This window comes from Pseudomonas sp. CYM-20-01, assembly GCF_023169845.1.
Taxonomy (GTDB): Bacteria; Pseudomonadota; Gammaproteobacteria; order Pseudomonadales; family Pseudomonadaceae; genus Aquipseudomonas; species Aquipseudomonas azotoformans.
Genome location: NZ_AP025169.1, coordinates 1,041,721 through 1,066,811, shown reverse-complemented (window position 1 = coordinate 1,066,811; position 25,091 = coordinate 1,041,721). Strand labels below are relative to the sequence as shown.

The 25,091-nt window shown below is 57.9% G+C and carries 28 protein-coding genes and 1 tRNA gene; 18 read left to right on the top strand and 11 right to left on the bottom strand.

What is annotated here, in order from left to right; genetic code table 11:
• The first annotated feature begins 45 nt into the window (after positions 1 to 45).
• From M2497_RS04615 to M2497_RS04550, 14 genes are all read left to right on the top strand, one after another.
• Positions 46 to 987, top strand: a complete 942-nt coding sequence (locus tag M2497_RS04615; RefSeq protein WP_003208392.1) for a ribose-phosphate pyrophosphokinase — start codon at positions 46 to 48, stop codon at positions 985 to 987.
• 137 nt (positions 988 to 1,124) lie between these two features.
• Positions 1,125 to 1,721 carry a 50S ribosomal protein L25/general stress protein Ctc gene (locus tag M2497_RS04610; protein ID WP_033896953.1) on the top strand — a complete coding sequence of 199 codons (597 nt, stop codon included), beginning with the start codon at positions 1,125 to 1,127 and terminating at the stop codon, positions 1,719 to 1,721.
• A gap of 167 nt (positions 1,722 to 1,888) precedes the next feature.
• Entirely contained in the window at positions 1,889 to 2,473 is a 585-nt protein-coding gene (gene pth, locus M2497_RS04605) for an aminoacyl-tRNA hydrolase (protein ID WP_248486011.1), read from the top strand.
• 21 nt (positions 2,474 to 2,494) lie between these two features.
• Positions 2,495 to 3,595 carry a redox-regulated ATPase YchF gene (gene ychF, locus M2497_RS04600; RefSeq protein ID WP_003171595.1) on the top strand — a complete coding sequence of 367 codons (1,101 nt, stop codon included), beginning with the start codon at positions 2,495 to 2,497 and terminating at the stop codon, positions 3,593 to 3,595.
• 315 nt (positions 3,596 to 3,910) lie between these two features.
• Complete coding sequence (locus M2497_RS04595) at positions 3,911 to 4,858, top strand: sigma 54-interacting transcriptional regulator (protein ID WP_248486009.1); 948 nt, start codon at positions 3,911 to 3,913, stop codon at positions 4,856 to 4,858.
• A 150-nt stretch (positions 4,859 to 5,008) separates the two neighbouring features.
• Complete coding sequence (locus tag M2497_RS04590; RefSeq protein WP_248486007.1) at positions 5,009 to 5,209, top strand: hypothetical protein; 201 nt, start codon at positions 5,009 to 5,011, stop codon at positions 5,207 to 5,209.
• Positions 5,210 to 5,322: 113 nt separating this feature from the next.
• Positions 5,323 to 5,691, top strand: coding sequence for an EscI/YscI/HrpB family type III secretion system inner rod protein (locus M2497_RS04585; protein WP_248486005.1), 369 nt, complete (start codon positions 5,323 to 5,325; stop codon positions 5,689 to 5,691).
• A 5-nt stretch (positions 5,692 to 5,696) separates the two neighbouring features.
• Entirely contained in the window at positions 5,697 to 6,497 is an 801-nt protein-coding gene (sctJ, locus tag M2497_RS04580; RefSeq protein WP_248486003.1) for a type III secretion inner membrane ring lipoprotein SctJ, read from the top strand.
• A 572-nt stretch (positions 6,498 to 7,069) separates the two neighbouring features.
• Entirely contained in the window at positions 7,070 to 7,663 is a 594-nt protein-coding gene (gene sctL, locus M2497_RS04575; protein ID WP_248486002.1) for a type III secretion system stator protein SctL, read from the top strand.
• Between the two features lie 85 nt (positions 7,664 to 7,748).
• Entirely contained in the window at positions 7,749 to 7,967 is a 219-nt protein-coding gene (locus M2497_RS04570) for a hypothetical protein (protein WP_248486001.1), read from the top strand.
• Entirely contained in the window at positions 7,951 to 8,361 is a 411-nt protein-coding gene (locus M2497_RS04565; protein ID WP_348984768.1) for a type III secretion protein, read from the top strand. Before M2497_RS04570 ends, M2497_RS04565 begins: the two co-directional genes overlap by 17 nt.
• Positions 8,362 to 8,375: 14 nt before the next feature.
• The gene (sctC, locus tag M2497_RS04560) at positions 8,376 to 10,511 is read left to right on the top strand and encodes a type III secretion system outer membrane ring subunit SctC (protein WP_248486000.1); all 2,136 of its coding nucleotides are present in this window, start codon (positions 8,376 to 8,378) and stop codon (positions 10,509 to 10,511) included.
• Positions 10,508 to 10,711, top strand: coding sequence for an HrpT family type III secretion system protein (hrpT, locus tag M2497_RS04555; RefSeq protein ID WP_248485999.1), 204 nt, complete (start codon positions 10,508 to 10,510; stop codon positions 10,709 to 10,711). The genes sctC and hrpT overlap by 4 nt, the downstream gene beginning before the upstream one ends.
• A gap of 11 nt (positions 10,712 to 10,722) precedes the next feature.
• The gene (locus M2497_RS04550; protein ID WP_248485998.1) at positions 10,723 to 11,073 is read left to right on the top strand and encodes a transcriptional regulator; all 351 of its coding nucleotides are present in this window, start codon (positions 10,723 to 10,725) and stop codon (positions 11,071 to 11,073) included.
• Here M2497_RS04550 and sctU read toward each other — a convergent pair whose 3' ends face one another.
• The 11 genes from sctU to M2497_RS04495 are packed head-to-tail and all read right to left on the bottom strand — an operon-like array spanning position 11,074 to position 21,169.
• Entirely contained in the window at positions 11,074 to 12,171 is a 1,098-nt protein-coding gene (gene sctU, locus M2497_RS04545; RefSeq protein WP_248485997.1) for a type III secretion system export apparatus subunit SctU, read from the bottom strand.
• Complete coding sequence (gene sctT / locus M2497_RS04540) at positions 12,168 to 12,956, bottom strand: type III secretion system export apparatus subunit SctT (protein ID WP_248485996.1); 789 nt, start codon at positions 12,954 to 12,956, stop codon at positions 12,168 to 12,170. Before sctT ends, sctU begins: the two co-directional genes overlap by 4 nt.
• Before the next feature lie 10 nt (positions 12,957 to 12,966).
• Complete coding sequence (gene sctS, locus M2497_RS04535) at positions 12,967 to 13,230, bottom strand: type III secretion system export apparatus subunit SctS (RefSeq protein ID WP_065888055.1); 264 nt, start codon at positions 13,228 to 13,230, stop codon at positions 12,967 to 12,969.
• Between the two features lie 7 nt (positions 13,231 to 13,237).
• On the bottom strand, positions 13,238 to 13,891 hold the full coding sequence (gene sctR, locus M2497_RS04530; RefSeq protein WP_248485995.1) for a type III secretion system export apparatus subunit SctR: 654 nt from the start codon (positions 13,889 to 13,891) through the stop codon (positions 13,238 to 13,240).
• A complete protein-coding gene (locus M2497_RS04525; protein ID WP_248485994.1) occupies positions 13,888 to 14,901 on the bottom strand; it encodes a FliM/FliN family flagellar motor switch protein in 1,014 nt (337 codons plus the stop codon). Before M2497_RS04525 ends, sctR begins: the two co-directional genes overlap by 4 nt.
• A complete protein-coding gene (locus M2497_RS04520; protein ID WP_248485993.1) occupies positions 14,898 to 15,356 on the bottom strand; it encodes a type III secretion system HrpP C-terminal domain-containing protein in 459 nt (152 codons plus the stop codon). Before M2497_RS04520 ends, M2497_RS04525 begins: the two co-directional genes overlap by 4 nt.
• Complete coding sequence (locus M2497_RS04515; protein WP_248485992.1) at positions 15,353 to 15,781, bottom strand: YscO family type III secretion system apparatus protein; 429 nt, start codon at positions 15,779 to 15,781, stop codon at positions 15,353 to 15,355. The genes M2497_RS04520 and M2497_RS04515 overlap by 4 nt, the downstream gene beginning before the upstream one ends.
• On the bottom strand, positions 15,768 to 17,126 hold the full coding sequence (locus M2497_RS04510) for a FliI/YscN family ATPase (RefSeq protein ID WP_248485991.1): 1,359 nt from the start codon (positions 17,124 to 17,126) through the stop codon (positions 15,768 to 15,770). Before M2497_RS04510 ends, M2497_RS04515 begins: the two co-directional genes overlap by 14 nt.
• Complete coding sequence (locus M2497_RS04505; protein WP_248485990.1) at positions 17,123 to 18,016, bottom strand: FHA domain-containing protein; 894 nt, start codon at positions 18,014 to 18,016, stop codon at positions 17,123 to 17,125. The genes M2497_RS04510 and M2497_RS04505 overlap by 4 nt, the downstream gene beginning before the upstream one ends.
• Positions 18,017 to 18,026: 10 nt before the next feature.
• A complete protein-coding gene (sctV, locus tag M2497_RS04500) occupies positions 18,027 to 20,120 on the bottom strand; it encodes a type III secretion system export apparatus subunit SctV (RefSeq protein WP_248485989.1) in 2,094 nt (697 codons plus the stop codon).
• Positions 20,117 to 21,169, bottom strand: a complete 1,053-nt coding sequence (locus M2497_RS04495) for an HrpJ domain-containing protein (RefSeq protein WP_248485988.1) — start codon at positions 21,167 to 21,169, stop codon at positions 20,117 to 20,119. The genes sctV and M2497_RS04495 overlap by 4 nt, the downstream gene beginning before the upstream one ends.
• Before the next feature lie 261 nt (positions 21,170 to 21,430).
• Here M2497_RS04495 and M2497_RS04490 point away from each other — a divergent pair, with 261 nt between their 5' ends.
• The 4 genes from M2497_RS04490 to ggt all read left to right on the top strand — a co-directional run bounded on the left by M2497_RS04490 (position 21,431) and on the right by ggt (position 25,069).
• Entirely contained in the window at positions 21,431 to 21,982 is a 552-nt protein-coding gene (locus M2497_RS04490; protein WP_248485987.1) for an RNA polymerase sigma factor, read from the top strand.
• Positions 21,983 to 22,175: 193 nt separating this feature from the next.
• A tRNA-Met gene (locus M2497_RS04485) sits at positions 22,176 to 22,252 on the top strand.
• A 183-nt stretch (positions 22,253 to 22,435) separates the two neighbouring features.
• Positions 22,436 to 23,215 carry a PhzF family phenazine biosynthesis protein gene (locus M2497_RS04480; RefSeq protein WP_248485986.1) on the top strand — a complete coding sequence of 260 codons (780 nt, stop codon included), beginning with the start codon at positions 22,436 to 22,438 and terminating at the stop codon, positions 23,213 to 23,215.
• 36 nt (positions 23,216 to 23,251) lie between these two features.
• Positions 23,252 to 25,069, top strand: coding sequence for a gamma-glutamyltransferase (gene ggt, locus M2497_RS04475; RefSeq protein WP_248485985.1), 1,818 nt, complete (start codon positions 23,252 to 23,254; stop codon positions 25,067 to 25,069).
• The last annotated feature ends 22 nt before the right edge of the window (positions 25,070 to 25,091 follow it).

Here is a 25,091-nt window from a genome sequence, read left to right as displayed (position 1 = left end):
TTTCCTATACTCATCCAGGTTACCCTCAGCCTCTAGGTACTGCGCGTGTCCAAGATGATGGTCTTTACGGGGAACGCCAACCCCGATCTGGCTCGACGTGTCGTACGTCAGCTGCATATCCCTCTCGGTGACATCTCTGTCGGTAAATTCTCCGACGGCGAAATTACAGCCGAGATCAATGAAAACGTCCGCGGTAAAGACGTGTTCATTATTCAGCCGACCTGCGCTCCGACCAACGATAACCTGATGGAACTCGTCGTGATGGCTGATGCCTTCCGCCGCTCCTCAGCGACTCGAATCACAGCTGTAATCCCTTACTTTGGTTATGCCCGTCAGGATCGCCGTCCGCGCTCCGCACGTGTGGCCATCAGCGCGAAAGTCGTTGCTGACATGCTGACCGTGGTAGGCATCGACCGTGTTCTCACGGTTGACCTGCACGCTGACCAAATCCAGGGGTTCTTCGATATTCCGGTAGATAACATCTACGGCTCCCCCGTATTGGTGGATGACATCGAAGACCAGCGCTTTGAAAACCTGATGATCGTGTCCCCGGACATTGGTGGCGTCGTGCGTGCACGAGCCGTTGCCAAATCCCTGGGCGTGGACCTCGGGATCATCGACAAACGCCGCGAGAAAGCCAATCACTCTGAAGTGATGCATATCATCGGTGATGTCGAAGGGCGTACCTGTATTCTGGTTGATGACATGGTCGACACCGCCGGCACCCTGTGCCACGCGGCGAAAGCCTTGAAAGAGCACGGTGCCGCTAAAGTCTTCGCCTACTGCACACACCCTGTGCTGTCGGGCCGAGCGATCGAGAACATCGAGAATTCCATGCTGGACGAACTGGTGGTGACCAACACCATCCCGTTGTCCGCTGCTGCTCAAGCCTGTTCGCGTATCCGTCAACTGGATATCGCACCGGTAGTTGCCGAGGCGGTTCGCCGTATCAGCAATGAAGAATCGATCAGCGCGATGTTCCGCTAAGGGTCAAACCTTCGGTACATTCCACTGACGAAAAGCGCCCCGCCCCGACATTCTGTTGGGGCGGGGCTTTTTTGCCCATGTCGAGGCCGGCGCTGGTCGCAAACGCCGCTCGATGATGGCTATTTTGGAGATACAAAATGACTGACTTTACTCTGAACGCCCAAGCGCGTACTGACCTGGGGAAAGGTGCGAGCCGCCGCCTGCGTCACGCCGCCAACATCCCAGCCGTTGTATACGGTGGTAACAAGCCTGCTGAATCCGTGACCATCCTGGCCAAGGAAATCGCCAAGCTGTTCGAAAACGAAGCTGCCTACAGCCACGTTATCGAGCTGAACGTCGACGGCGCCAAGCAGAACGTCATCGTTAAAGCGATGCAGCGTCACCCGTCCAAGCAGTTCATCATGCACGCCGACTTCGTTCGCGTTGTAGCTGGCCAGAAACTGACCGCTATCGTGCCTGTGCACTTTGTTGGTGAAGACGCTCCGGTCAAGAAAGGCGGTGAGATCTCGCACGTACTGAACGAAATCGAAGTGACCTGCCTGCCGAAAGACCTGCCTGAGTTCATCGAAGTCGACCTGTCGGCTCTGGAAATCGGCGCTATCGTTCACCTGTCCGACCTCAAGGCCCCTAAAGGCGTTGAGTTTGTCGCACTGGCTCACGGTGATGACAAAGCAGTTGCCAACGTTCACGCTCCACGCGTTGCTCCAGAAGCTGAAGAAGGCGCTGCAGAGTAATTCACTCTGCATTGCCGGAGCTTGAGGAAACATCGCGGACCGAAACGTAGCGAGAAAGCGGGCGATAACGCGGCGTTTACTCTTGAGTAAATGATGTAGTGTCGTCCACTTTCGCCGCACTCAGGTCTGGCGATGTTATCCACAACTCCAAAGGAAGGGCCCCTGTCGTGACTGCCATTAAACTGATCGTTGGCCTGGGAAATCCAGGCGCCGAATACGAACAGACCCGGCATAACGCGGGGGCCCTTTTTGTTGAGCGCATCGCCCACACCCAAGGTGTGAACCTGGTGGCCGATCGCAAATATTTCGGCCTGACCGGGCGCTTTTCGCACCAGGGTCAGGATGTTCGTCTGCTGATTCCCACCACCTACATGAACCGCAGCGGCCAGGCTGTCGCGGCGCTTGCGGGTTTCTTCCGGATCAAACCCGAGGAAATCCTGGTGGCCCATGACGAACTGGACCTGCCACCCGGTGTTGCCAAGCTCAAGCTGGGCGGCGGGCATGGCGGGCACAACGGCCTGCGCGACATCATCGCGCAGTTGGGTAATCAGAATAATTTCTACCGTCTGCGGCTCGGCATTGGCCACCCAGGCGTTGCCAGTATGGTTTCAAATTTCGTCCTGGGTCGTGCGCCACGCGCCGAACAGGAAAAACTCGATGCCAGCATCGACTTTGCCCTCGGCGTGCTGCCGGATATCTTCGCCGGTGAATGGAACCGCGCGATGAAAAACCTGCACAGCCAGAAGGCCTGACTCTTACCGAGGGGAAACACCATGGGATTCAATTGCGGCATCGTCGGCCTGCCCAACGTCGGCAAATCCACCCTGTTCAACGCCCTGACCAAATCCGGTATTGCGGCGGAGAACTTCCCCTTCTGCACCATCGAGCCCAACAGCGGTATCGTGCCGATGCCGGATCCACGCTTGGACGCCCTGGCGGCCATCGTCAATCCCAAGCGCATCCTGCCGACCACCATGGAGTTCGTCGACATCGCCGGCCTGGTCGCCGGTGCGTCGAAGGGTGAAGGCCTGGGCAACAAGTTCCTGGCCAACATCCGTGAGACCGATGCCATCGCTCACGTGGTCCGCTGCTTTGAAGACGAGAACGTAATCCACGTATCCAACAGCGTCGACCCGAAACGCGACATCGAGATCATCGACCTGGAACTGATCTTCGCCGACCTCGACAGCTGCGAGAAGCAACTGCAGAAAGTCGCACGTAACGCCAAGGGCGGCGACAAGGACGCAGTCGTCCAGAAAGGCCTGCTGGAGCAGTTGATTGCTCACTTCACCGAAGGCAAGCCGGCACGCAGCCTGATGAAGAACATGGGCGCCGATGAGAAGGCCGTGATCAAGGGTTTCCACCTGCTGACCACCAAGCCGGTGATGTACATCGCCAACGTCGCTGAAGACGGTTTCGAGAACAACCCACTGCTGGACGTGGTCAAGGCCATCGCCGACGAAGAAGGCGCCATCGTGGTGCCGGTGTGCAACAAGATCGAAGCGGAAATCGCCGAGCTGGATGACGGTGAAGAAAAAGACATGTTCCTCGAGGCCCTGGGCCTGGAAGAACCTGGCCTGAACCGTGTGATCCGCGCCGGTTATGAAATGCTCAACCTGCAGACCTACTTCACCGCCGGTGTCGAAGAAGTCCGTGCGTGGACCGTCAAGGTCGGTGCTACCGCACCACAGGCTGCTGGGGTGATCCACACGGACTTCGAAAAAGGGTTTATCCGCGCCGAAGTGATTGCCTACAACGACTTCATCCAGTTCAAGGGTGAGGCCGGTGCCAAGGAAGCGGGCAAGTGGCGTTTGGAAGGTAAGGAATACATTGTAAAAGATGGCGATGTGATGCATTTCCGGTTTAACGTGTAATCATCACTCGCCATTTAAGCTACAGATAAAAAAGCTGATGCTCTGCATCGGCTTTTTTTATGCGTGACTGTTTAATGCTCAACAAGTGACTACTCACATCAAAATATTAAATAATTTCAGACTTCTCCTACCCCCCTCGAGCTCAAGTTCAAAATAGTTACTTTATCGCCACAACAAAGAGACACTTCCCCACAAGACTTTCCCCCTTCCCACCTTAAGAAAGGATGAAAACTTCTATACCCTAGGCGTTACTAGTCAGCATCTACATACCGTATTTTTGACAATGGCTTAATAGCGAGCACGGAGCATCATTCAATGTCGGCTGCCTTCAACAAAGAAAATGAAACGGCAACGTCACTCATCGAAGGCCCGGACATTGAACAGACACTTAACAGCACGGCGACCCTCAATATTGACCTGCTGTTACTGGGAGAAACCGGTACCGGCAAGGATACCTTGGCAGAGCGAATTCATCGCTTATCGGGACGCCGAGGCAACTTTGTTGCCGTGAACTGTGCGGCCATCCCGGAAAGCCTTGCGGAAAGCCAATTGTTCGGCGTCAACAGTGGTGCCTATACCGGAGCGATGCAATCCAGGGCAGGCTTCATTGAGGCAGCCCACCTGGGCACGCTCTACCTTGATGAGATCGATAGCATGCCATTGGGCCTGCAAGCCAAACTGCTGCGCGTTCTGGAGTCGCGTGGAGTAGAGCGCCTGGGCTCAACCCGTTTCATCCCTGTGGACATGCGTGTCATCGCGTCTGCCCAAGCTTCTCTCCACCAGATGGTCGAACGGGGCACCTTTAGACGTGATCTTTATTTCCGCCTGAATGTCGTGAACATCCAGCTGCCGCCATTACGCGATCGACGTGAGCACATCATTCCGTTGTTCCTGGAAATGGTCCAGCAGGAAGCCGACCACTTCAAATGCACAGCCCCGCCCCCTTCAGGCGGGTTACTGCAACAACTGCTCAGTCACTCGTGGCGCGGGAATATTCGTGAGCTCCGGTCGACAGCAAAACGCTTTGTGCTGGGCTTGTCACCGCTCTCCCCCCCCGGAGACAGCCAGCGAGAAACCCAAGTAAGCCTTAAAGTTCGCCTGCAACAAATTGAAAAAGCTTTGATAGAGGAGTCGCTGCATCGCCACCGCCATTGTGTAGACACCGCGGCCGTAGAACTAGGCCTTGCAAAGCGCACGCTGTACTACCGAATGAAACAACTGGACATATCACTGGCAAAAACCTATTCATTGGAAAACATATAGAAACATATGCTCTCGAAAATATCCGGAACGTTTCATACACGCTCGCCACACAGTCATAGCTTGGATTAAGTTTATCAGCCTTGCAGACCCGCTGTGTGTCTTGATCCGAGGCGAGTAAATCAAACCCTATAGATGAACTTGGAGTTTATTATGAGTATTTCTAGTATATCTGGTAGCAACAACAACGCAATATTTCAACAGCTCAAAGATATGTTATCGGGCAATGAAGTATCCCCAGGCAGCGATGACCAGATCGCGCGAGCAGCCGCAGTCGCCGAGAAAGGTTTTCAGCAGAGCCTGCAAGCGAAGACCATTACAAACGCGTACTCCGCAGGTAAAGAAGTGCGATAACGCAATAACCTCCCCGGCTCGACTGCCGGGGAGGCCGCTATATAAATTACAACAATCATGGCATCCACAAACATTCAGCATCTGCTTTAGCTCTCCCACCTTGAAGGCCTCACATGCAGATAGAAGAATATGCACTCTTAACGCAACACCACCGCTCCGAAGACTCCCGTGACACGCGAGAACATTCGGCCTTCAACACAGACGCCACTTTTTTCAGCGCTATGCTCGCTCCTTCAACGTCGGCGCGCGCTCCTACAGATTCAGGTACCACACTTACCATACTGGCAGAGCTATCGGAACTGCTTAAAGCCAAAGAAAATCGCATGGCGCGAGCGCTGAAATCATCAAGTAACAGCACAGACATGACTGCATTCAACGAATACCCACGCGAATTATCAGGTGCCGTTATCACCTCACAACTGATGGTAAAAAGCCTTGGCAAGGCAACTCAATGCATCGACAAAATCTGTAACTTGCAATAGTCATCATGAATAACATTCTACCGGCCGCTCTATTTCTCACGGCTATCTTTCTGTTAAGCGGTTGCGGTGACCGCGTAGAACTTCATCGCCAACTCTCTGAGCAAGAAGCCAATGAGGTGGTCGCTGAATTGGCAGACAAACATATTCGCGCCCAAAAAATCCCGGCAAAAGATGGTGTCGTCGTAGCGGTAGAAGCAACCGACATCGGACGTGCAGTACGCACGCTGGAAGCCGCTGGTTTACCCAGGGTGGCTCGAACTTCGCTAGGCGATACATTTCGCAAGGAAGGGGTTATTTCCACACCTCTGGAAGAGCGAGCACGCTATATCTATGCCTTATCTCAGGAGCTTGAAGCGACCTTATCCAAAATTGACGGGGTTATCGTTGCACGTGTGCACGTAGTATTGCCCGAACGCATCGCTCCAGGAGAACCTGTCCAACCGGCATCCGCTTCGGTATTCATCAAGCACGATCCGCGCCTAGACCCCGATAACATCCGCGCGCGCGTTCGCAGAATGGTGGCAAGCAGCATCCCAGGCATGACCACTGCAGTGGACAACCTGCAAAAACTTACCGTGATCTTCGTACCTGCCACTACCTATCAGGAACAGCAACGCCTGGTGTACTTCGGTCCGTTCCTGGTGCCCAGCGAGAATCTCGCCTTTTGGCGAAGCAGCGTTATCGCGTCACTGCTCGGTATGGTGGCAGCGGTAGTCGCCGCACTGGTCCTGCACAATCGACGTAAAAAGCTCCTACAAGGCTCGCCCGTAGCAGGTGAATCAGTCGGTCCGGCTCATGATGCCTAGTCCGTACCCCTCCATCGCTGAACACCTGGCTTGGGCTAAATGGTGGGCATTCCCTTGGAGGCACGCGCACGACGACTGGAAGGGTGATGAGTACAGGGCGGTTGACGCGCTTTATCGAAGCAGGCGATGGACGCCACGCGACTTCATGGGAGTGACAGCCTGCCTGCCTCCCACGCCCCCCTCCACGGTATTGCACCTGGCCCTGGCCTCCGAGGAACAACTGAGCCTGGCACTCACGCTGGTTCAGCGAACCTTCTGCACTGAGCCGGCAATGCCGTTGAGCGATAGCCATCACCTGTGGTGCATGCGTCTATCCAAGGCTCTCCCGCCAGACCTGTTGTTGCCGAGCCTGGACCCGCTGCAACTGCTCCATAGCTGGGTAGAACCCACTACCTGGCAGCGTCTTAGATTGCGTTTTTCCCGTGAGCGCGTGCAGAGGGTAGAGGAAAATAACACCTCATTCGAGCATGTAAACAGTCGGCTGAACACGTTATGGCAAGCCATAGTCTGGCGCATTACAACCTGGGCGGACGACCCCACGCTTCCTGACTCCAATGGTGAGGAGACCAGCGATGTTATGCCGATACACCCTTGAGTTGTTCAAGGACACACCCGGGTTGCGAGGCAATCTGATACCCCGGGAAGAACTTGCGAACTGGGAGCAAGCAGAAGAGCTCTTGAACCGCGCCCATACTAAAGCCGCTGAACTGATACGCCAGGCAGAAAAAAAATGCGAAGCGCTTCTGGAAACCTCATCGCTTGAGATCTGGCAGCGCGCAGACACGCAATTCAAGCGCTGGGAGCGCGACCGCCAAGCAATGCTCGACAACCTGGAACAGTACGCGACGTCCATCACCAATCAGGCAATTCGCTGTGTGCTCGACGAGACGGTAGCTCCCAAAAGGCTTGCAGCCATGCTGAAGCAATTGATGGCCAATCAAGTCCCAGAGATCGAAGCAGCCCTGTTATGTCACCCCAATGATTTTGAGGAAATAAAACAGTGTCTGGCCACTCACAAGCCGATGTTCTGGAAACTTCATGCTGACGGTTCCACTCCTTCTCAGACACTCGTATTGAAAACCGACGAAGGAGACTTTCGTATCAGTTGGCGCTCAATGCTCGATACCTTTTTTATTCACAGCAACGAGTACCGGATAAACATCTAACGCTAGCTACTTTTCCATTTGCCCTCCGCACCGGGAAAAAATCCAGTGTTCACTCACTATCCCGGCAAACAAAAAGGAAATACCCATGGACTTTTTCAGCGATCTACCGCGTCAACTTCTGAACAATAGCAAGCGCGCGCACAACACATTCAAATCAACGTCTCTCGCCACCCAGGCAGACGATGCCGACGCCGATCTGTTCTTTGAACTGGCCGTAAAGAAAATGACAACTCAAATGTCCTATCTGGAACACAATCGAGTTAATCACCTGCTGCTCAAGAATTGTTTTGAGAGTTTTCAATAATATGCAGGCGATAGTCAGTGACTGGTTAAACAGCCGCGATGAACAGACAACCTTCTATGAAGGCGATGACCCAATCGTATTAAAACGCCAGAGTGGGTCTTTATTACTCGCCGCTCAACTGACGTCGACCTGCTCAGATAACACAGCCTTGCAGCGGTGGATGCGCCTGGGCTTCGTCAGCCTGAATCATTTCCAAGGAGCACTTGCCCGAAAAGCGGACAACGGTGCGCTGTGGCTGATTCAAAGCCTGCAAGGCGAACAAAGAGAGGCGTGCGTGCTCGTTTGCCTCGAAGCCCTGCTCAACCAACGCGATACCTGGCGCGCTGCGTGTGCACGCTTTGCTCACCAGCCCCGGAACCTAAGACCCACCTCACTACGTTCACTGTCGTACTAACCAGAGAGCCGACAATGCATAACAAGAACCACAAGCGCACTTTTTTGCGCCTTGCTTCGCCTGACGACTCGCCCAAAAGACCTCATTGGCGAAATCTGGTGCTGCTTTCCTGGTTGCTGATTCCAGCAGGAAACACCTTGGCCGCCATCCCCCCCGAATGGAAAAACACCGCGTACGCCTACGAGGCCGAACACAAACCGCTGCGCGAAGTACTCGAAGACTTCGCTCAGACCTTTGGCACCCAACTGCAAATCGAGGGCCTGCTGGAAGGCAACGTCAACGGTAAGATCCGCGCGAATACCCCCCAGTCTCTGCTGGACAGACTGGGCGTCGAGCATCGTTTTCAATGGTATCTCTACAACAACACCCTATTCGTCAGCACGCTTGACCAACAGGAGTCCGCGCGCCTGGAGGTCTCTTCAGAGACGATAGCGGACCTCAAGCAGGCCCTGACCGATATCGGCCTGCTCGATAGCCGCTTTGGCTGGGGCGAGTTGCCGGAAGACGGTGTGGTACTCGTCTCCGGCCCCAAGCGCTACATAGAACAGATCAAGCAATTCAGCAGCCAGCGTCGCTCTGCAGATGAAAAACAGAGCGTGCTCAGTTACCCGTTGAAGTTTGCCAATGCGGCAGACCGCCAGGTGGATTATCGCGGCGAGAAGCTCAACGTGCCCGGCGTCGCCAGCATTTTACGTGGCCTGCTGGAACCGCGCTCCGCCTCGACGCTTACAGGACTGTCTCAACGCCCAACATCCCAACCGGCCCCCCTCACACCCAATGTGCCACGGTTGGGCAACCCGCTGCTGGGCCAAATGCTCGGTGCACACGCCAACACAGGGCAGGTGGACGCAGGGCCGGCGGTTACCCCGCGCGCGCCGGTATCTGCCGGACGAATCCGTGTCGAAGCCGATGTGCGCAACAACGCCGTGCTGATCTATGACCTGCCCGAACGCCAGGCCATGTACCGCGAGTTGATCACTCAACTCGATGTCGCACGCAAGCTGATAGAAATCGATGCGATCATTCTCGACATCGAGCGTACACAACTGCGTGAATTCGGCGTTAATTGGGGTTTCCAGAACAGCCGCTTCCGGGGTGGCGTCAACATGGCACCCGGGACTTCGTCGCAGCTGTGGATTGAACATCGCGATCGCTTCTACGCCGACATACGCGCGCTGGAAGAAAAGGGACTGGCAACCATGGTCTCAAACCCCTCGGTGCTCACCCTGGAGAACCAACCGGCGGTGATCGACTTCAACCGCACCCAATACATCACCACCAGTGGAGATTTCGCAACCACTTTGCCGGTCACCGTGGGCACCAGCCTTCAAGTCATACCTCGGGTCACCACCGGCCGGGGCGCTCACCGGATCCATTTGGCGGTCGACATCGAAGATGGCAGTTTCGACGAGACCAACCCAACGCCCAACCACCCTGATGTGCGCCGGGGCAAGGTCAGTACCCAGGCAGTCATGGAGGAAAAACGTTCGCTGGTCGTCGGCGGTTTCCATGTCACCGACAACACCGACAAGCACAGCAAGATACCGTTGCTCGGAGATATTCCGCTTTTGGGCAAGGCACTGTTTTCATCGATAGAACGCCATAGCAATCGCCGTGAACGCCTGTTCATCCTCACCCCACGCGTCATCGGGGACCAGGACGACCCGTCGCGCTACTTGCCACAAGCCGACCAAGCCGAATTGCAGGCCGCCCTCGCTCCGTTGGCCAAACGCCTGGCTCCCCATCAGCCGGTCATCAAGCGCAGTGACATCATTTCTACCCTGGCGCATCTGGTCAGCGGGGAAGTGCCCAAGGCGTTCAACGCGGCGCCGATGCCACTGGGACTGAACACCTTATGCAACACCCGTGACCTCCTGGCGCTGAATACCGAACGTAGCCAGTGGTACGCGGGCCCAGAATACAACGTAGCGGTCGTGGTGTTACGCAACCAGTTCAAACGCAACGTACGTATCGACGAAAAGGAGTGCAGTAACTCGCAGACCCTGGCAGTCACCGTGTGGCCGCGCGCCTGGCTCAAGCCAGGTGAGGAAACCGAGGTGTTTATCGCCATGCGCCCAGTAGTGAAGGATGCACACCTCAGCGTGCCCCGTCCCTCCTTGATCACACCTGCTCAAAAGGCCACGCCATGAAATACAGACCGTTACGTATCATCCTGATCAGTGCAGCCTTGCTCGTCAGCGGATGTACTCCTACCTGCAAAGGTGATTCGTGCTCACGCCCACAATCGACCAAAGACAAGATGGTCATCTGGTGGCCCTCATCAATGCGAGTCGAACCCGGCCCCTCCGGCGAGCGCGCGGACTACCAGACGATTTCGCTTGAACGATGAAGCACCAGCCAATGCCCGACGATCAACGCCAGGTATTTCTGAGCAGCCTGGTGAGCGGCACCGATGCTCACCTGTCCCTGGCACCCGGTATCAGCGCTTGCGCACTGCGGGCTGGAAACCGCCAGGGACTGGCACTGAAGATCGCTCGCGAAGCAGTGCAGGCCGGGCAATTGCAGCGGGTGTTAGAACGGCGATTTGAGCAGGCGCTGGCGTTCGATGGTTGTTTTATCTACGTCGACGACCAGGATGCTCTGGTGATTTGGCACGCTCTGCCCGCAGCCCACAGTGCTGTGGACAGGGTCCTCAGCCGTCTGCTGTCGCTGGCCAATCTGCAAGCCTTGGACGCAGGTAGAAACCGCTGATCAACGTTGCTCAAGTTCCGGCAACTCCAGGGTTTCGCGCTTGGCTTCATCATCGAGCTCGCGCAAGGTGCGGTAAATCACTGCAACCGCCTGCAGGGTTTCGCGGGGGATACTGGTACCCAGCTGCCTTGTGTAGAGCGTACGGGCCAGCCACACGCACTGGATTACCGGTACGTCGGCGACCTTGGCGCGATGGATCAGTTTACGGGCTTCGGCATCCATGCCTTTGCTGACCAGCAAGGGCAGCGGCGTTTTACCGGGGCGGTAGTACAAGGCCACAGCAAAGTGCGTCGGGTTGACCACCAGCATATCGGCCTCTTCCAGCTTGGGCAGCTTGACCTTCGGCTCCTCCTGGGCCAATTGTTGCGCCAGTGCGCGCCGCTGGCCCTTTACATGGGGGTCGCCTTCCATGTCTTTGTACTCTTTAACGACCTCCACCTGGGTCATGCGCATGCGTTTGGCAAAAAAGTGCTTCGCCATGATCAGGTCGATGAGCGCCAGCACCAGCAGCATGCCGAGACAGACATGCAGCAGGTGGCGAAACAAAGCGATCAACGCCAGGATATAACTCTGCAGATCACTGGTGGCCAAATTGACTAACGTACCCAATGAGGGCCAGATCACCACATACAGAATCAACGCAATCAGGCAGGCTTTTGCGACACTCATCAACAAGTTCATCAACTGCTGGGCCGAGAACATTTGCTTGATTTGGCTGATCGGGTTGAGGCGATTGAAATCCAGCTTCAGGGTCTCCGGTGCAAACAGCAACCCGAACTGCATCCAACTGCTGATCAGCTTGGCGGCAATCGCCACCCCGGCCATCAACAGGGCGAATGAGAAAAACACCACCATGCCTTCAAACAGTACTTCCTCCAACGCTCGGGCAAAGGGCTGGGTCAGGCGCGACATCGGCAGCAGCATCAATTGTTGGAAGCGTTGCAGGCTGCTCTCGGCAGTGAACAAGGCAATTTCGCTGATGGCCGTAAGCGCCACCAGCTTTGCCACATCCTGGCTTTGGGCGACTTGGCCTTTCTTGCGTTGATCCCGCAGCTTCTTGGCTGACGCCGGGTGCTTTTTTTCGCCGGAGTCACTCATGGGATAGCGACCTTGATCAACAACCTCAGCGATTGTTTAAGGTCACCCAATAGCCCCATACGCCCGACAATCAGGTCCTGCAGCAACGTGAAGTAGAGCAAGATGATGCCGATCCCCGCCAGGCTCTTGACTGGTGGCGCCAGCGTGCTCACTTGTAACTGCTGGCTGTAGACCCCCAGCAGTGCGATGCCGAACTCCAGCAACAGCAACACTGCAATAAACGGCGCGGCGTAGAGCATCATGTGCGTGAACGTCTCCCCCAACAGGTCGATAAACACGCTCATGCCGTTAATGGCCGGCACCGGAAACCACACTGTGGGCGGCCAGATCAAATAACTGTCCCAGATCACTTGGGTCAACGTCCCCAACCCCAGGCTGACCATCAGCAGGAAAATCGCCAGCTGCTTGAACAAATGCCCGATCGGTGTCGCATCCGGCCCCAACGAAGGGTTGAGCTGGCCACCCGCCAAGGCGCCGCGCTGGTTGTCCAGCAGCGCCCCCACCGACTCGAACATCCAGAACGGCATCGAAAGCAGCACGCCCAGTAAAATCCCCAGGCCCACCTCCTTGAGCACCAACACCCCAAGCAGCATCGCCGAGTAGTCCTGGCCGACCAACGCCGCATGAATACCCGGTGCAGGCAGCAAGGCCAGGACCATCACGATGGTATGCCGTGGCATGCCCCGAATATGCTGAAAACAGAAGGCTGCCACCAGGATGCCGCAAGGGTAGATACGCGCCATGCCAATCACCAGGCTGGGCAGATACTCGAGATAAACCAGCACAGGCAGGGCCTCAGTTCAGGGCCGATCGGCCGATCATGTCAAAGGTGAGGTTGATCAGTTGAATCAACTCCACGCCAATCCAGCGGCCGGTCATGATCAACGTGATACCTACCGCCACCAGCTTGATGCCGAAAGGCAGCGTCTGGTCTTGCACCTGCATCAGCGCCTGCACCAGGGACGTCATCACGCCCACGACTACCGCCACGATCAATGGCGGTGCCGACAGCACAACCACCAACAACATGCCTTGCTTGAACAGCACGATGGGTTCCATAAGCCACTCAGAGATAGGAGAGGAACAGACTGTCGAGCAACCGCGACCAACCAGACACCATCACGAACAACAGTAATTTGAGCGGCAGGGAAATGGTCATCGGCGAGACCATTTGCATACCCAGCGCCAACAGCAGATTGGAAACAATCAGGTCGATCACGATGAAGGGGATATAGATCAGGAAACCGATCTCGAACCCTGCCTGCAGTTGCGACAGCACGAATGCCGGAATCAACAGGATCAAGTCTTCGCGCTGCACCTCATGGGCCATCTGCGCCGGCCAAAGGCGTGCGGTGTTGTCCAGCAGATGCGTGAGCACATCCGGGTCGATGTTGCGCAGCATGAAGGCACGCAACGGTTTGATGGCTTCGCTTCCCGTCTGTAGGAGCGTTTGCACATTGCTCAGATCAAGGGGGGAGACTTTGACGCTTTCAGCGATCTGATACCCGACTGGGGCCATGATAAACAGCGTGACGGCCAGCGCGATGCCATTGATGGCCATGCTCGGTGGCACCTGCTGCACACCGATAGCGTTACGTGTGATCATCAGCACAATCACAATCTTCAAGAACGCCGTACACACCACCAGCAACATGGGCATCAACGATAATGCCGCAAGAAACACCGCCAGGACTAAGGGGTCCAACCCCTGAAGTATCATCGGCCAAACATCACGCGGGATAACTGCAATCCCAGGCGTCCATCGACTTCCACCAACTGTCCCTGGCCAATCGGCCGGTCGCCGTAATAGAGGCCTGCCATGCCTGGCGCATAACCGCCAATGCCCAGCACCGCGCCCGGCGCGAGGTTACGCAACTCGCCCAGGGTCAGGTTCAACGTGCCGCAGCGTACGTTCAGCCCCATGCTCAATTCATCGAACGGTTCGTGACCGAATACGTCCATCACTGGCTCGTCGCCCTCATCACCGGCATAGTCGGGGGCTATGAATTCTTCATCCACAGAAGTCTCCTCAATTGAAGTCAGGGTCAGGCACAACGACCCGTTGTTATCATCAATGCAGCCATTCAGTCGCCGTTTGCCAACCTGCAAATGGCCGCTGCCCTGGGCTAGGAAAAAGATCCTCTCAAGCAGCAGCACATCCCCGGTCCGCAGGCTGCGTGCTTGCGCAATCGGCAACTGCAAATGTCCGAGGGTCACGGCAATGGCCAACTGAAACGACGCGGGCATCGGCCTGGCCGTGGCACGCCAGGGGCCGGCATCGCACAACGCCAGAAAGCTCTCGGGCTTCAGCCACACATACCCTTCGACCCGGGTTTTCCCCAGGGCCACACTTAGCCGGCAGCCAAACGCCTTGGGCCGTTCGGTATCCAGCAATCGCACATAGCCCAACAGGGCTTTCACCTGAGGGCTCAGGTGAAACTGGAACAGCGCCCAAAACCAGGAATCCGGATCGTTGCCGGAGGGGGCCAACGTCACCGGGCATTCACCCAGCAGGCTGAGCAGCGGCCCTGCTTCGGCGAGGGCCAGCACGCCACACCCCGTTTCGAAGCACATCGCCTGGCCACCTGCGGGGGCACGTCCAGGTTCGAGCCGCAACTGACCGGCTTGCCCGGCCACTTCAAACGCCAGGCCCAAACCGCGTCCCAGCCGGCGTCGCGCGGCAGCGGTGTCGCCCTTGATAGAAGGCAATGTCAGCAGCGGCACTATCATGCGCTGCCGACATTAGGCAGAAACAGGCTGACCGGTTGCCCCAGCGTCAGCGCAATCCGATCCTCACACTGTCGCCGCACGCCACTGAGCCAGCGCGCCGTCGCCTCCTCTTGCGCGTCCAGATCGATACTCCAGCTGTTCTGTTCGCGATTCACACTGGCATTGATCCGCCCCAGACGCGGCAGGTACAACACGGCCTGAAGCGGCCACTGCGAAGCGGCCTGGAGACGCGGAACCAGTTGTTCGGCAAGCGCCTCGATCATCACGGCACTGCCCGAAGATTTCGCACCCGACAGGGAAGTGCCAGAGCCAGAACCCTTGCCGTCACCGGCCCACAACTGGCTGAACAACCGGGTCAATTCCGCGGGCACAACACCTCGAGTTCCCGGCTCGCGCTCCTCTCGATGTTCACGTACGCGTGGACGCTCAGCGGGTTTATCTGCAACCTGGGTCATGTCGGCTCCTGTACCAATAAAAGGGACAACTCCTGAAGTTTTTCGACCTGCCGCAGGCACTCGGTCACCTGCTTCTGGGCGCTGCCGACACGGGTTTGCTGAGCGTCACGCTGGCCCTGCAAGGCCTCCAACTGCCCTATGTCTCGACGTGTATTGGCAGATAACGAGCGCTCCTGCGCCGCCCAGGATTTGAGAGCCTGCCGAGTCAATACCTGCCCCTGGTGTTGGCTGAGCAACTGAGCACTTTGCACGGCCTCCTCCTGCCGGGTTTGCTCAAGTGCATCCTGGGCCTGCTGGATATGCGCAAGCAGGGCCTGCTGGGCTCGCTTGGCTTCACGCAGGGCGCGCTCGGCGCGGTCTGCCCGGTGACGGCGCAGGCGGCGCAGCGTCTCGACTTCACTGAGCAGCACATCAGAATGGGACATAGGCCGTCAGCTCCTTGAGTTGAGCAAGCGTTGCCGCCATGGGTGTGGGTTCACGCAAGTCCTGGCGCAAGAAACCATCGACAGCCTGGCGACTGTCCACTGCCAGGTCGGTCAAGGCATCGCTCCCAGGCTGATACTCCCCCAGCTTGAGCATCAACTCGATCTGCTGGTAGGCCGACAACAAGCGACGCAGCGCTGTACCCGCCTGGATATCCGCAGGCTCGACAACATTACTCAAGATCCGTGAAAGGCTCGCCAGCACATCCACCGCAGGATAATGGCCACGTTCGGCCAACTTACGGGACAGTACGATATGGCCGTCGAGCAACGAGCGAACTTCATCGGCTACCGGATCGCTCATGGAGTCCTGCTCGATCAGCACCGTATAGATCGCCGTGATTACGCCCTCACGGGTCAGGCCGGCACGCTCGACCAGCCGCGGCAGCAGGCTGTAGACCGATGGCGGCAGGCCGCCGCGGCCGAGGGGTTCGCCGGCAGCCAGGCCGATCTCACGCTGGGCCCTGGCGAAACGTGTCAGGGAGTCGATCAGCAGCAGCACACGCTGCCCCTTGCGCCGGAAGCCTTCTGCCAATGCGGTGGCCGTGAACGCCGCACGTGCACGTTCCATGCTGGAGCGATCGGAGGTGGCACACACCAATACCGCTTTGGAGCGCAGTTGCTCATCGAGTTCATGATCGAGAAATTCGCGCAGTTCGCGACCCCGCTCGCCGATCAGGCCGAACACGATGACGTCGCACTCCACGTTACGGGCAATCTCCGCCAGCAGGGTGGTCTTACCGCACCCCGCGCCAGCGAACAGCCCTACCCGTTGGCCTTCACCAAGCGTCAGCAGGCCATCGATCGAACGCACCCCGGTGGCCAATGCACGGTTGATGCGTGGCCGCTCGGTGGGTAAAGGAGCCTCACACAATACCGCGCTGGTATCCGGCAAGTCGGCTTCGACAAAGGCGCTGGGGCCATCACCGGTGATCGGTCGTCCGAAACCATCCAGCACCTGCCCCAGGAGTGCCTCGCTGACCTGGACCCGATGCGAAACACCCAGGCGCTCCACGCCGGCGCCTACCTGCACGCCTTCAAGGTTGCCCAGGGCACTGAGCACGGCATCCTGCTGATCAAAACCGATGATCTCGGCGAGCATGTAGTCGCCCGGCTTTTTCTCTACCTGGCACAGATCCCCGATACGCGCCTGGGGCAGTCGGCACTGCAACAACATGCCATTGACGCGCTGGATGCGCCCCCGCATCGTCACAGGCGCGAAGGTAGCCAGCGACTGAGCCTGACGCTGCTGCCAGGCCTCGAGGCGTGCCTGCACTTCCACGCTCACCAGCGCACCTCATACTGCTGCACGCCATCGAACACCACTTTGCTGTTGTCGATCAGCACCAGGCGCAAACCCTCCACTTCATCGCCAACAAACAGCCGGCCGCCCTCCTCCAGGACTACATGACCGTTGGGCCCACCCACGATCTGCACAATCTTGAACGGCAAGGTTGCGTCGCGCACGCGCACACGGCTGATCACCGGGACCGCGCTGTCAAATTGCTCGCCGAAACGATTGAGCATGCGTGCGACCAGCTCTACATCATCCTGGGACACATCACCATCGAGGGCGACCTGCCCATTGATCACCTGCAAGTTGACGCGCTGGCTCAACTCGCGCTCATTGAGCATCTTCAACAGCTGCTGACGCACCTCGAACGGTGAAGCCAACTCGTGCTTGCGCACCACAGGCGGCATCAAGGAAGCCTTGGCCTCAGGCTCACCCGTAGACGCCATACCCACCACGATAAAGATGACCGTTATCGCCAGCACCAGGCTGATCAAGCGCTTCTGCTGGGAGTGGGAGATAGTCGACAACTTAAGTGTCCGTGCCGCCTCATTGAACACGGGCGGCGCCGCAGGCGCAGGCGCTTGAGGCCAGGGCTCATCAGCCAGGCTGACACACAGCCGTACGTTTCCCACCGAAAACACACCATTGAGCGCCAGACGCGCGATCTGAGCCAGCACCTGACCGTCAGCCCCGCGTAACAACCCAGCTTCGGCCTGCACCGACCAAACGCCGTCGATGAGCCACAGACATGCATGCCGCTCGGCAATGCCAGGATCACTCAGCACCAGGTCTGCATCGCTGTGGGCACCGATGGTCCACTGCTCCCCAAACAACGGCAACGCAGCACCCTGGTGCAGCCCGTCAAGCACGCGTAACTCGAACATCATCAAGCCCTCACGCCACTGCACCGCGCATCAGCTCATCCTGGCCCAGGTCAAAACGGCCCAACACCTTGACCTTGGAAGTACTGCCCAGCTCAGCGAAAGACAGCACCGGCACATGGTTGAACTCTTCCACCAACAACGTGCGCAAAGGGCTGCGCAAATCTTGCGCAACCAGCATCACGCTCTTGAATTTCGGGCGTGCGCAAAAGGCTTGATTGAGCAGGTTGATCAACGCCGCGCTATGCTCTTCGTCGAGGGCGAAGAACACGCCGGTCTGGGTCTGGCGCAATGCATCACGCAAGATGTTTTCGGTCTGCGGCGACAGCAGCCAGGCCTGCAGGCCGTCGGCTTCGCGGTACTGATGGTAGATCTGTGCCTTGAGCGCAATACGCGCGTAGTCAGCCAGTGCGTCCGGTTCACGCTCATGCTGGCCGTACTCGATCAGTGATTCGACAATCAGCCGTACCGCCCGCAACGGCACACCTTCGCTGGCCAGGCGTTGCAACACCGCCGAAAACCGCGACAGCGGCATGATCCGCTGCAGTTCCTGGACCAATTCCGGTTGGTTGTGCTCCAGCCAACTGAGGATCGACTTGCTCTCCTGGATCCCCAGGAACTGCGGCCCGCTTCGCATCATCGCCTGCTTCATGCGCTCGACGATCAGGCTCGCCGCGGTGAAGCGCTCCAACTGCGGATCATCGAGCAGCGGATCATCCGGCGCCAACCAGAGCCACTCCTGTTCATCGCGCTCCGCCAGCCCCGGTATGGCGTGCGCGGGTTCGACCGTGAGCGCCTTGCGCTCAACCGCAACCAGGCTGACGACCGAGGCCTTGACCATCGGCACTTCGTGCACACAAAAACGCATTTCATCGTCGGCCAGCGTGTCATCGAGTTCCACCTCGAACGGTGGCAATGTCAGGCCAATATTGGCGACCAGCGCATTTCGCGCCTGGCGAATCGCGTGAATAAGATCGGTCACCTCGGGCGTCCCACGCAGCACCGGAGAGAACTGCAGCAGGTACGGCCTTGAAGGATCAAACCCACGCAAGTCCTCACGACCGTTCTCTTCGGGGCGCACCGCCTCTGCGGCTTCAGCAGTGGGTTGTTCCTGCCGTTGGCGCTGGCGCATCAGGAAATACCCCAGGCTACCAGTGACCAGCGCTATCAGGATAAACACCACGGTAGGCATGCCAGGCACCGCCGCAAAGGCCAGCATCCCTACCGAAGCGATCATCCAGCTCTTGGGTTCGCTGGTCATCTGCCGGGCAATTTCGGCGCCCATATTCGTGATGCCCCTGCGCCCATCCGGCGCCACACGGGTGATGATCATGCCGGCGGTGAGAGAAATCAGCAGCGCCGGGATCTGCGCGATCAGGCCGTCGCCGATGGTCAGCACCGAGTACAGGCTGATAGAGTCGGAAGCACTCAAGCCATGCTGGAACATGCCCGTGGCGAAGCCGCCCAACAGGTTGACCACGACGATAATCAAGCCGGCGACAGCATCGCCCTTGACGAACTTCATCGCACCGTCCATGGCCCCGAACAATTGACTCTCGCGGGACAACTGGTCTCGCTTGTCCCTTGCCTGCATGCCGTCAATGAGGCCGGCACGCAAGTCGCTGTCGATGGACATTTGCTTGCCGGGCATGGCATCCAGGCTGAAACGTGCCGCCACCTCGGCCACCCGCTCCGAGCCTTTGGTGATGACCAGAAAGTTGACCAGCGTCAGGATCAGGAAGATGACCATCCCGACCGCCAGGTTGCCGCCGACCACGAAATTGCCAAACGCCTCGACGATATCGCCGGCGTCCTGCTCCAGCAGGATCAGACGTGTGGTTGCAATCGACAACGCCAGACGGAACATGGTGGTCAGCAACAGAATCGAGGGGAACGATGAGAACGCCAATGGCCCTGGTAGGTAAAGCGCCAACACGATCAACAGGCACGAAATACAGATGTTGAGCGCAATCAGAATGTCCACCAGCCAGGTGGGCAGCGGCACGATGAAAATGAACACGATGGCCATCACCACCACTGCGCCCAGCACTTCGGCGCGCTGCGCCGCCTTGAGCAGAAAGCGGTTGATGACCGACAGCATCGTCACGCCCGGGCCTCCAGCTCACGTGGAAAACGTGCATGGCTACGTGCAATCCGGTCCAGCTCCCCGATCACTACCCGGAAGCAATTCAGGGTTTCATTACGTACTGTACTATCGGGCCATAAAGCCAATGGCAATTGCTCGACCACTGGCAAAAGTGCATTGAGGACCAGCAATTGCTTCGCAGTTGAACCACCCTGCAAATCATCTACAAATCTCAGGATTTCCGCAGCGCCAACACCTCCGCCAGTGAACCCCAGAAGTCGTTGCAGCAGGACTACCGCATCATGATCGACAGCCAGTCGTTGGCGCAGTCCTTGACACGCCGCCAACACCCCGCTCAGTTGCCCACAGCTTTGCAGGCCCAGGAGCAAGGTACGCAGGGACGCATTGGGCGATGAAGACACCTTGGCGGCGATATCGTCCGCCAAGGCTCTTTGCATGACCTTGAGTCCTTCTGGAAACCGTTCCACACCGTATACATCCAACAGCGTCTGCAACATCGTCGCCAGGGATTGGTGCGAAACCACACTCTGGTAATAGAGCATTCGCACCGCCAGGCGTTCTTGCAGGTCGGGACACCCCTCCTCAAGTGCAGCCGCAGTATTCAGACCGGCCTGGATCTGTCCTGCGAAACTAACCTCCAGCTTGATGCGTGCATCGCGCGCCAAGTCTGCTTCAGTGCCCCCCTGGGCCTCCAAATTCTTGAGCGCAACACACGTGAGCGTGGGGTCGCCTCCGCAAACCCCAAGCAACTCCCCAACATCACCACGTACTTGCAGTAGCTGCTTGAGCTGCAATTTGGCCATTGCCAAGGTCTTCTTGGCGGGATGACCCAATTGGTTATAAATCTGCCTGAGCATCTGAACTGATGCCAAGGGCAGGATGAGCTGCCGTTGATTCAGCGCCCGGCTGTTGGCGACCACTTCCTCGTTGAACAGCAGAGCCAGGTTATCGGTAACCGGGCCTGTGGTGGCAGCAGGTGTGGAAGTCTGATTGACAGCTGGTTGATCCACATTGTGGATTTTTGGCAGTTCGGAATGGAATTCAATCATGGCCGGACCTGAACAGGAAGAGTGTCTACCTGTGTGGCAAGACCAACCCAAGCGGTTCCATCAGCTAGCGGCCCACTGCACATTTGAAAAAACTTGCATGCGCCTGCAACGCCCTCTGCAAACACTTGCACAAAATCGCACTAATACAAGATTTTTATTTATATAAATCAATAAATTAAGAAATTTTTCCGCTTGGCACAGCCAGTGCAAACGGGGTTCTCGTCGACACCTTTCGACTGTGTCTACTCCAAGGAAAAATCCATGAATATCCCTATTGAAGCTTTAGCGCACCTGGTTGGCAGCTCGCCTCAATTCATGCTTCACCTGACAGATGACCAGCAAAAAAAACTTCGCAGATTCATCCACAAGCGCGTACTCAACCCCGAAGATGCAGACGACCTGCTGCAATTGACGTACCTGGAAGCCTGGCGCAACCGTGAGCGTTTCAGCGGGAATGCCACGCTCAGCACTTGGATGTGCGGTATCGCGCAAAACCTCATACGCAACCACTTCAGGCGGCTGTACGCCAAGCCCGTGCATTGCGAATTCGACGAATCGCTGTGGCATGGACAGGAAGAGAACCATAACTTGGACTGGGAATTTGAAATCAATCGGCGCCTGGAGAAAACCTTGAGCGCCATCGACCACCTGCCGATAGAGATGCGCAAGACGCTGTACGCCTCACTGGAAACCGACGGCAGCTATCAGGACACCGCCGACGCACTGGACATTCCGATCGGCACGGTTCGCTCGCGCCTCTCCCGGGCGCGTGAACAGCTTAAACGCGCCACTCACAACGCGAAGTTCCCTTAATATCAGCCCCCCTCGTTGGGCGGCAGGGATATCTGCCCAACGCGATCAGGCTTTTCTTGCTGTGCAGACGGGTGAATAGCGAACCACTCGTCGCCCGATCCGGTAATTTCGCTTAAACAGTTGAAAGCGTAGATAAAAACTCAAAATAAATACTTGACGCATTGCCGTTCTACGCGAATAATGCGCGCCACTTGGCTACATAGCTCAGTTGGTTAGAGCATAGCATTCATAATGCTGGGGTCCGGGGTTCAAGTCCCTGTGTAGCCACCAAGTACTAAAAACGGCTTACCGAAAGGTAGGCCGTTTTTTTATGCCTGGAGAAAAGTGCCGGGACGATGGATTGCGGTTACGAGCGGTGCACTTGCGCGCAAAAAAAGGCGCCATCTGTATTTTGACGCTCCCTTGACCCACTGTTAGTGTCCAGCCTCCCTTCTATGCACGGAGTGCTCCACGGTGAAACTGGACATCTACCAAGTCGACGCTTTCAGCCAGTTCCCCTTCGGCGGCAACCCGGCGGCGGTCTGCCCGCTTACCGAGTGGCTGAGCGATGAGCAACTGCAAGCCATCGCCGCCGAAAACAACCTCTCTGAAACCGCCTATTTTGTACCTCGCGGTGAACTCTATGAATTGCGCTGGTTTACCCCCGAAGTCGAAGTGGACCTGTGCGGCCATGCCACGCTTGCGGCGGCGTGGGTGTTGATTCACCAACTGACGGACGCGCCAGAGGTATTGCGCTTCGCCACACGCAGCGGCGAACTGCGGGTGACGCGCAATGGTGATGAACTGGCGATGGACTTCCCCGCCAAGCAACCACAACCCTGCGAATCGCCCGATGGCATGTTGAGCGCGCTCGGCATTGAACAGGCCGACGTGTTCAGCACTGATGACTACATCGTACTGCTGGAAGACGAAGCGCAAGTCGCCGCACTGACCCCGGATTTCGCCCGCCTCAAGGGCCTGCCCAAACGCGGCATCGCCGTGACAGCCAAGAGCGCACGGTTTGATTTTGTCTCCCGCTGGTTCGGGCCGAATGTGGGCGTGAATGAGGACCCGGTGACCGGTTCGGCCCACACTTCATTGGCGCCATTCTGGGCTGAGCGCCTGGGCAAGAACCGGTTGACCGCCGAACAGGGCGGCAAGCGCCGTGGCCAACTGCGCTGCGAGCTCAAGGGTGATCGCGTGATCATTTCCGGCCACGCGGTGCTCTACCTGCAAGGCACGATTTACCTGTAAAACGCACTACCCCAAGGACAACAGATCATTCTCAAAATGAACGGAGTTCAGCGCGTGTTTTCGATTTCCCGCCGTCAACTGTCGATGATTGCCGCAGCCCTGACCCTGGCTGCCTGTCATACCCCGATCAACGAACAGCCACCAGCACCGGAGCTGGGTTCCGGCTATCGCACCGACCTCACCACCCAACACGCCGAGCGCCATATGGCCGCGGCCGCCAACCCGCTGGCGGCGGAGGCCGGGCGCGAAATGTTGCGCATGGGTGGTACGGCGATCGATGCGGCAATTGCGATGCAGGCGGTGTTGACGCTGGTGGAACCGCAGTCTTCCGGCATCGGCGGCGGCGCGTTCATCATGCTATGGGACGGGAAAAACGTACACGCCTATGACGGCCGTGAAACCGCGCCGGCCGGGGCCACCGAGCGTTTGTTCCTCAGAGGCGACGGCACGCCGATGGCGTTTCCAGAAGCGCAAATTGGTGGACGCTCAGTCGGTACGCCTGGAGTACTGCGCGCGCTCGAAATGGCGCACAAGAAGACCGGCCGGTTGCAATGGGCCACGCTGTTCGAGCCGGCGATCCGCCTGGCGGAGCAGGGCTTTGCCATGTCTCCGCGCCTGCACAGCCTGATCGCGGCTGACCGTAACATCCCGCAGTCACCGGATATGGCGGCGTATTTCCTGAATGCCGATGGCACACCGAAAGCCACCGGCACCGTGTTGAAAAACCCGGCGCTGGCCAATGTGTTCAAACGCATCGCCAAGGAAGGCCCGGACGCGCTGTACCAAGGGCCGATTGCCGATGAGATCGCACGCAAGGTGCAAGGCCATCGCAACGCGGGCAGCCTGTCCCAGGCAGACCTCAAAGGCTATACGGCCAAGGAGCGCACCCCACTGTGCACCGATTACAAGCAGTGGAAAGTCTGCGGCATGCCACCGCCATCATCGGGCGGGATCGCTATCGCGCAGATCCTGGGCACCTTGCAGGCGCTGCAAGCCCACGACATCGCAGCGATGCCACCGGTAAAAAGCGCCGCGCCTGCCGGCCTTGAACCAACGCCCGACGCCGTGCACCTGCTGGCCGAAGCCGGTCGCCTGGCCTTTGCTGATCGCGGTCTCTACGTCGCTGATGCAGACTTCGTCCCCGTGCCGGTCGCGGGCCTCGTCGCACCGGACTACCTGGCCAGGCGCGCCGCCTTGATCGGCGAGCGCAGCATGGGTATCGCCAAACCGGGCGTACCGGCGGGTATCCAGGTGGCTTATGCGCCGGATCGCTCGCCGCTGCGCATCTCCACCTCACAAGTGGTGGCGGTGGATGACCAGGGTGGTGCCGTGTCGATGACCACCACGGTGGAAGCGGCGTTTGGCTCCCATCTGATGGTCCAGGGTTTCTTGCTCAACAACCAGATGACCGACTTCTCGTTTATCCCCGAGAAGGACGGCCAGCCGGTGGCCAACCGCGTCGAGCCTGGCAAGCGCCCACGTTCGGCCATGGCGCCGACCCTGGTGTTCGACCGCAAGAGCGGCGAGCTGCTGGCCACGCTCGGCTCGCCCGGCGGCTCGCAAATCATCGAGTACGTGAGCAAGTCCCTGGTGGCGATGCTCGACTGGAAACTTGACCCGCAAGCGGCCATCAGCCTGCCGAATTTCGGCAGCCGTAACGGCGCGACCGAGCTGGAAAGCGGCCTGTTCAGCCCTGCACTGAAACAGGCCCTCAAGGACAAGGGCCATGCGCTGAGCGAGATCGATATGACCAGCGGCATCCAGGCCATCGTTCGCACGCGGGATGCCCAGGGCAAGGTGTCGCTCAGCGGCGGCGCCGACCCGCGGCGCGAAGGCGAAGCGGTCGGCGACTGAACACTTCAATCAACGGAGAAAA

What these genes read in the sequence shown, in the direction of transcription:
- M2497_RS04610 (WP_033896953.1), top strand. Translation starts at nt 1,125, where the DNA reads ATGACTGACTTTACTCTGAACGCCCAAGCGCGTACTGACCTGGGGAAA.
- ychF (WP_003171595.1), top strand. Translation starts at nt 2,495, where the DNA reads ATGGGATTCAATTGCGGCATCGTCGGCCTGCCCAACGTCGGCAAATCC.
- M2497_RS04595 (WP_248486009.1), top strand. Translation starts at nt 3,911, where the DNA reads ATGTCGGCTGCCTTCAACAAAGAAAATGAAACGGCAACGTCACTCATC.
- M2497_RS04590 (WP_248486007.1), top strand. Translation starts at nt 5,009, where the DNA reads ATGAGTATTTCTAGTATATCTGGTAGCAACAACAACGCAATATTTCAA.
- M2497_RS04585 (WP_248486005.1), top strand. Translation starts at nt 5,323, where the DNA reads ATGCAGATAGAAGAATATGCACTCTTAACGCAACACCACCGCTCCGAA.
- sctJ (WP_248486003.1), top strand. Translation starts at nt 5,697, where the DNA reads ATGAATAACATTCTACCGGCCGCTCTATTTCTCACGGCTATCTTTCTG.
- sctL (WP_248486002.1), top strand. Translation starts at nt 7,070, where the DNA reads ATGTTATGCCGATACACCCTTGAGTTGTTCAAGGACACACCCGGGTTG.
- M2497_RS04570 (WP_248486001.1), top strand. Translation starts at nt 7,749, where the DNA reads ATGGACTTTTTCAGCGATCTACCGCGTCAACTTCTGAACAATAGCAAG.
- sctC (WP_248486000.1), top strand. Translation starts at nt 8,376, where the DNA reads ATGCATAACAAGAACCACAAGCGCACTTTTTTGCGCCTTGCTTCGCCT.
- hrpT (WP_248485999.1), top strand. Translation starts at nt 10,508, where the DNA reads ATGAAATACAGACCGTTACGTATCATCCTGATCAGTGCAGCCTTGCTC.
- M2497_RS04550 (WP_248485998.1), top strand. Translation starts at nt 10,723, where the DNA reads ATGCCCGACGATCAACGCCAGGTATTTCTGAGCAGCCTGGTGAGCGGC.
- sctU (WP_248485997.1), bottom strand. Translation starts at nt 12,171, where the DNA reads ATGAGTGACTCCGGCGAAAAAAAGCACCCGGCGTCAGCCAAGAAGCTG.
- sctS (WP_065888055.1), bottom strand. Translation starts at nt 13,230, where the DNA reads ATGGAACCCATCGTGCTGTTCAAGCAAGGCATGTTGTTGGTGGTTGTG.
- sctR (WP_248485995.1), bottom strand. Translation starts at nt 13,891, where the DNA reads ATGATACTTCAGGGGTTGGACCCCTTAGTCCTGGCGGTGTTTCTTGCG.
- M2497_RS04525 (WP_248485994.1), bottom strand. Translation starts at nt 14,901, where the DNA reads ATGATAGTGCCGCTGCTGACATTGCCTTCTATCAAGGGCGACACCGCT.
- M2497_RS04520 (WP_248485993.1), bottom strand. Translation starts at nt 15,356, where the DNA reads ATGACCCAGGTTGCAGATAAACCCGCTGAGCGTCCACGCGTACGTGAA.
- M2497_RS04515 (WP_248485992.1), bottom strand. Translation starts at nt 15,781, where the DNA reads ATGTCCCATTCTGATGTGCTGCTCAGTGAAGTCGAGACGCTGCGCCGC.
- M2497_RS04505 (WP_248485990.1), bottom strand. Translation starts at nt 18,016, where the DNA reads ATGTTCGAGTTACGCGTGCTTGACGGGCTGCACCAGGGTGCTGCGTTG.
- M2497_RS04495 (WP_248485988.1), bottom strand. Translation starts at nt 21,169, where the DNA reads ATGATTGAATTCCATTCCGAACTGCCAAAAATCCACAATGTGGATCAA.
- M2497_RS04490 (WP_248485987.1), top strand. Translation starts at nt 21,431, where the DNA reads ATGAATATCCCTATTGAAGCTTTAGCGCACCTGGTTGGCAGCTCGCCT.
- ggt (WP_248485985.1), top strand. Translation starts at nt 23,252, where the DNA reads ATGAACGGAGTTCAGCGCGTGTTTTCGATTTCCCGCCGTCAACTGTCG.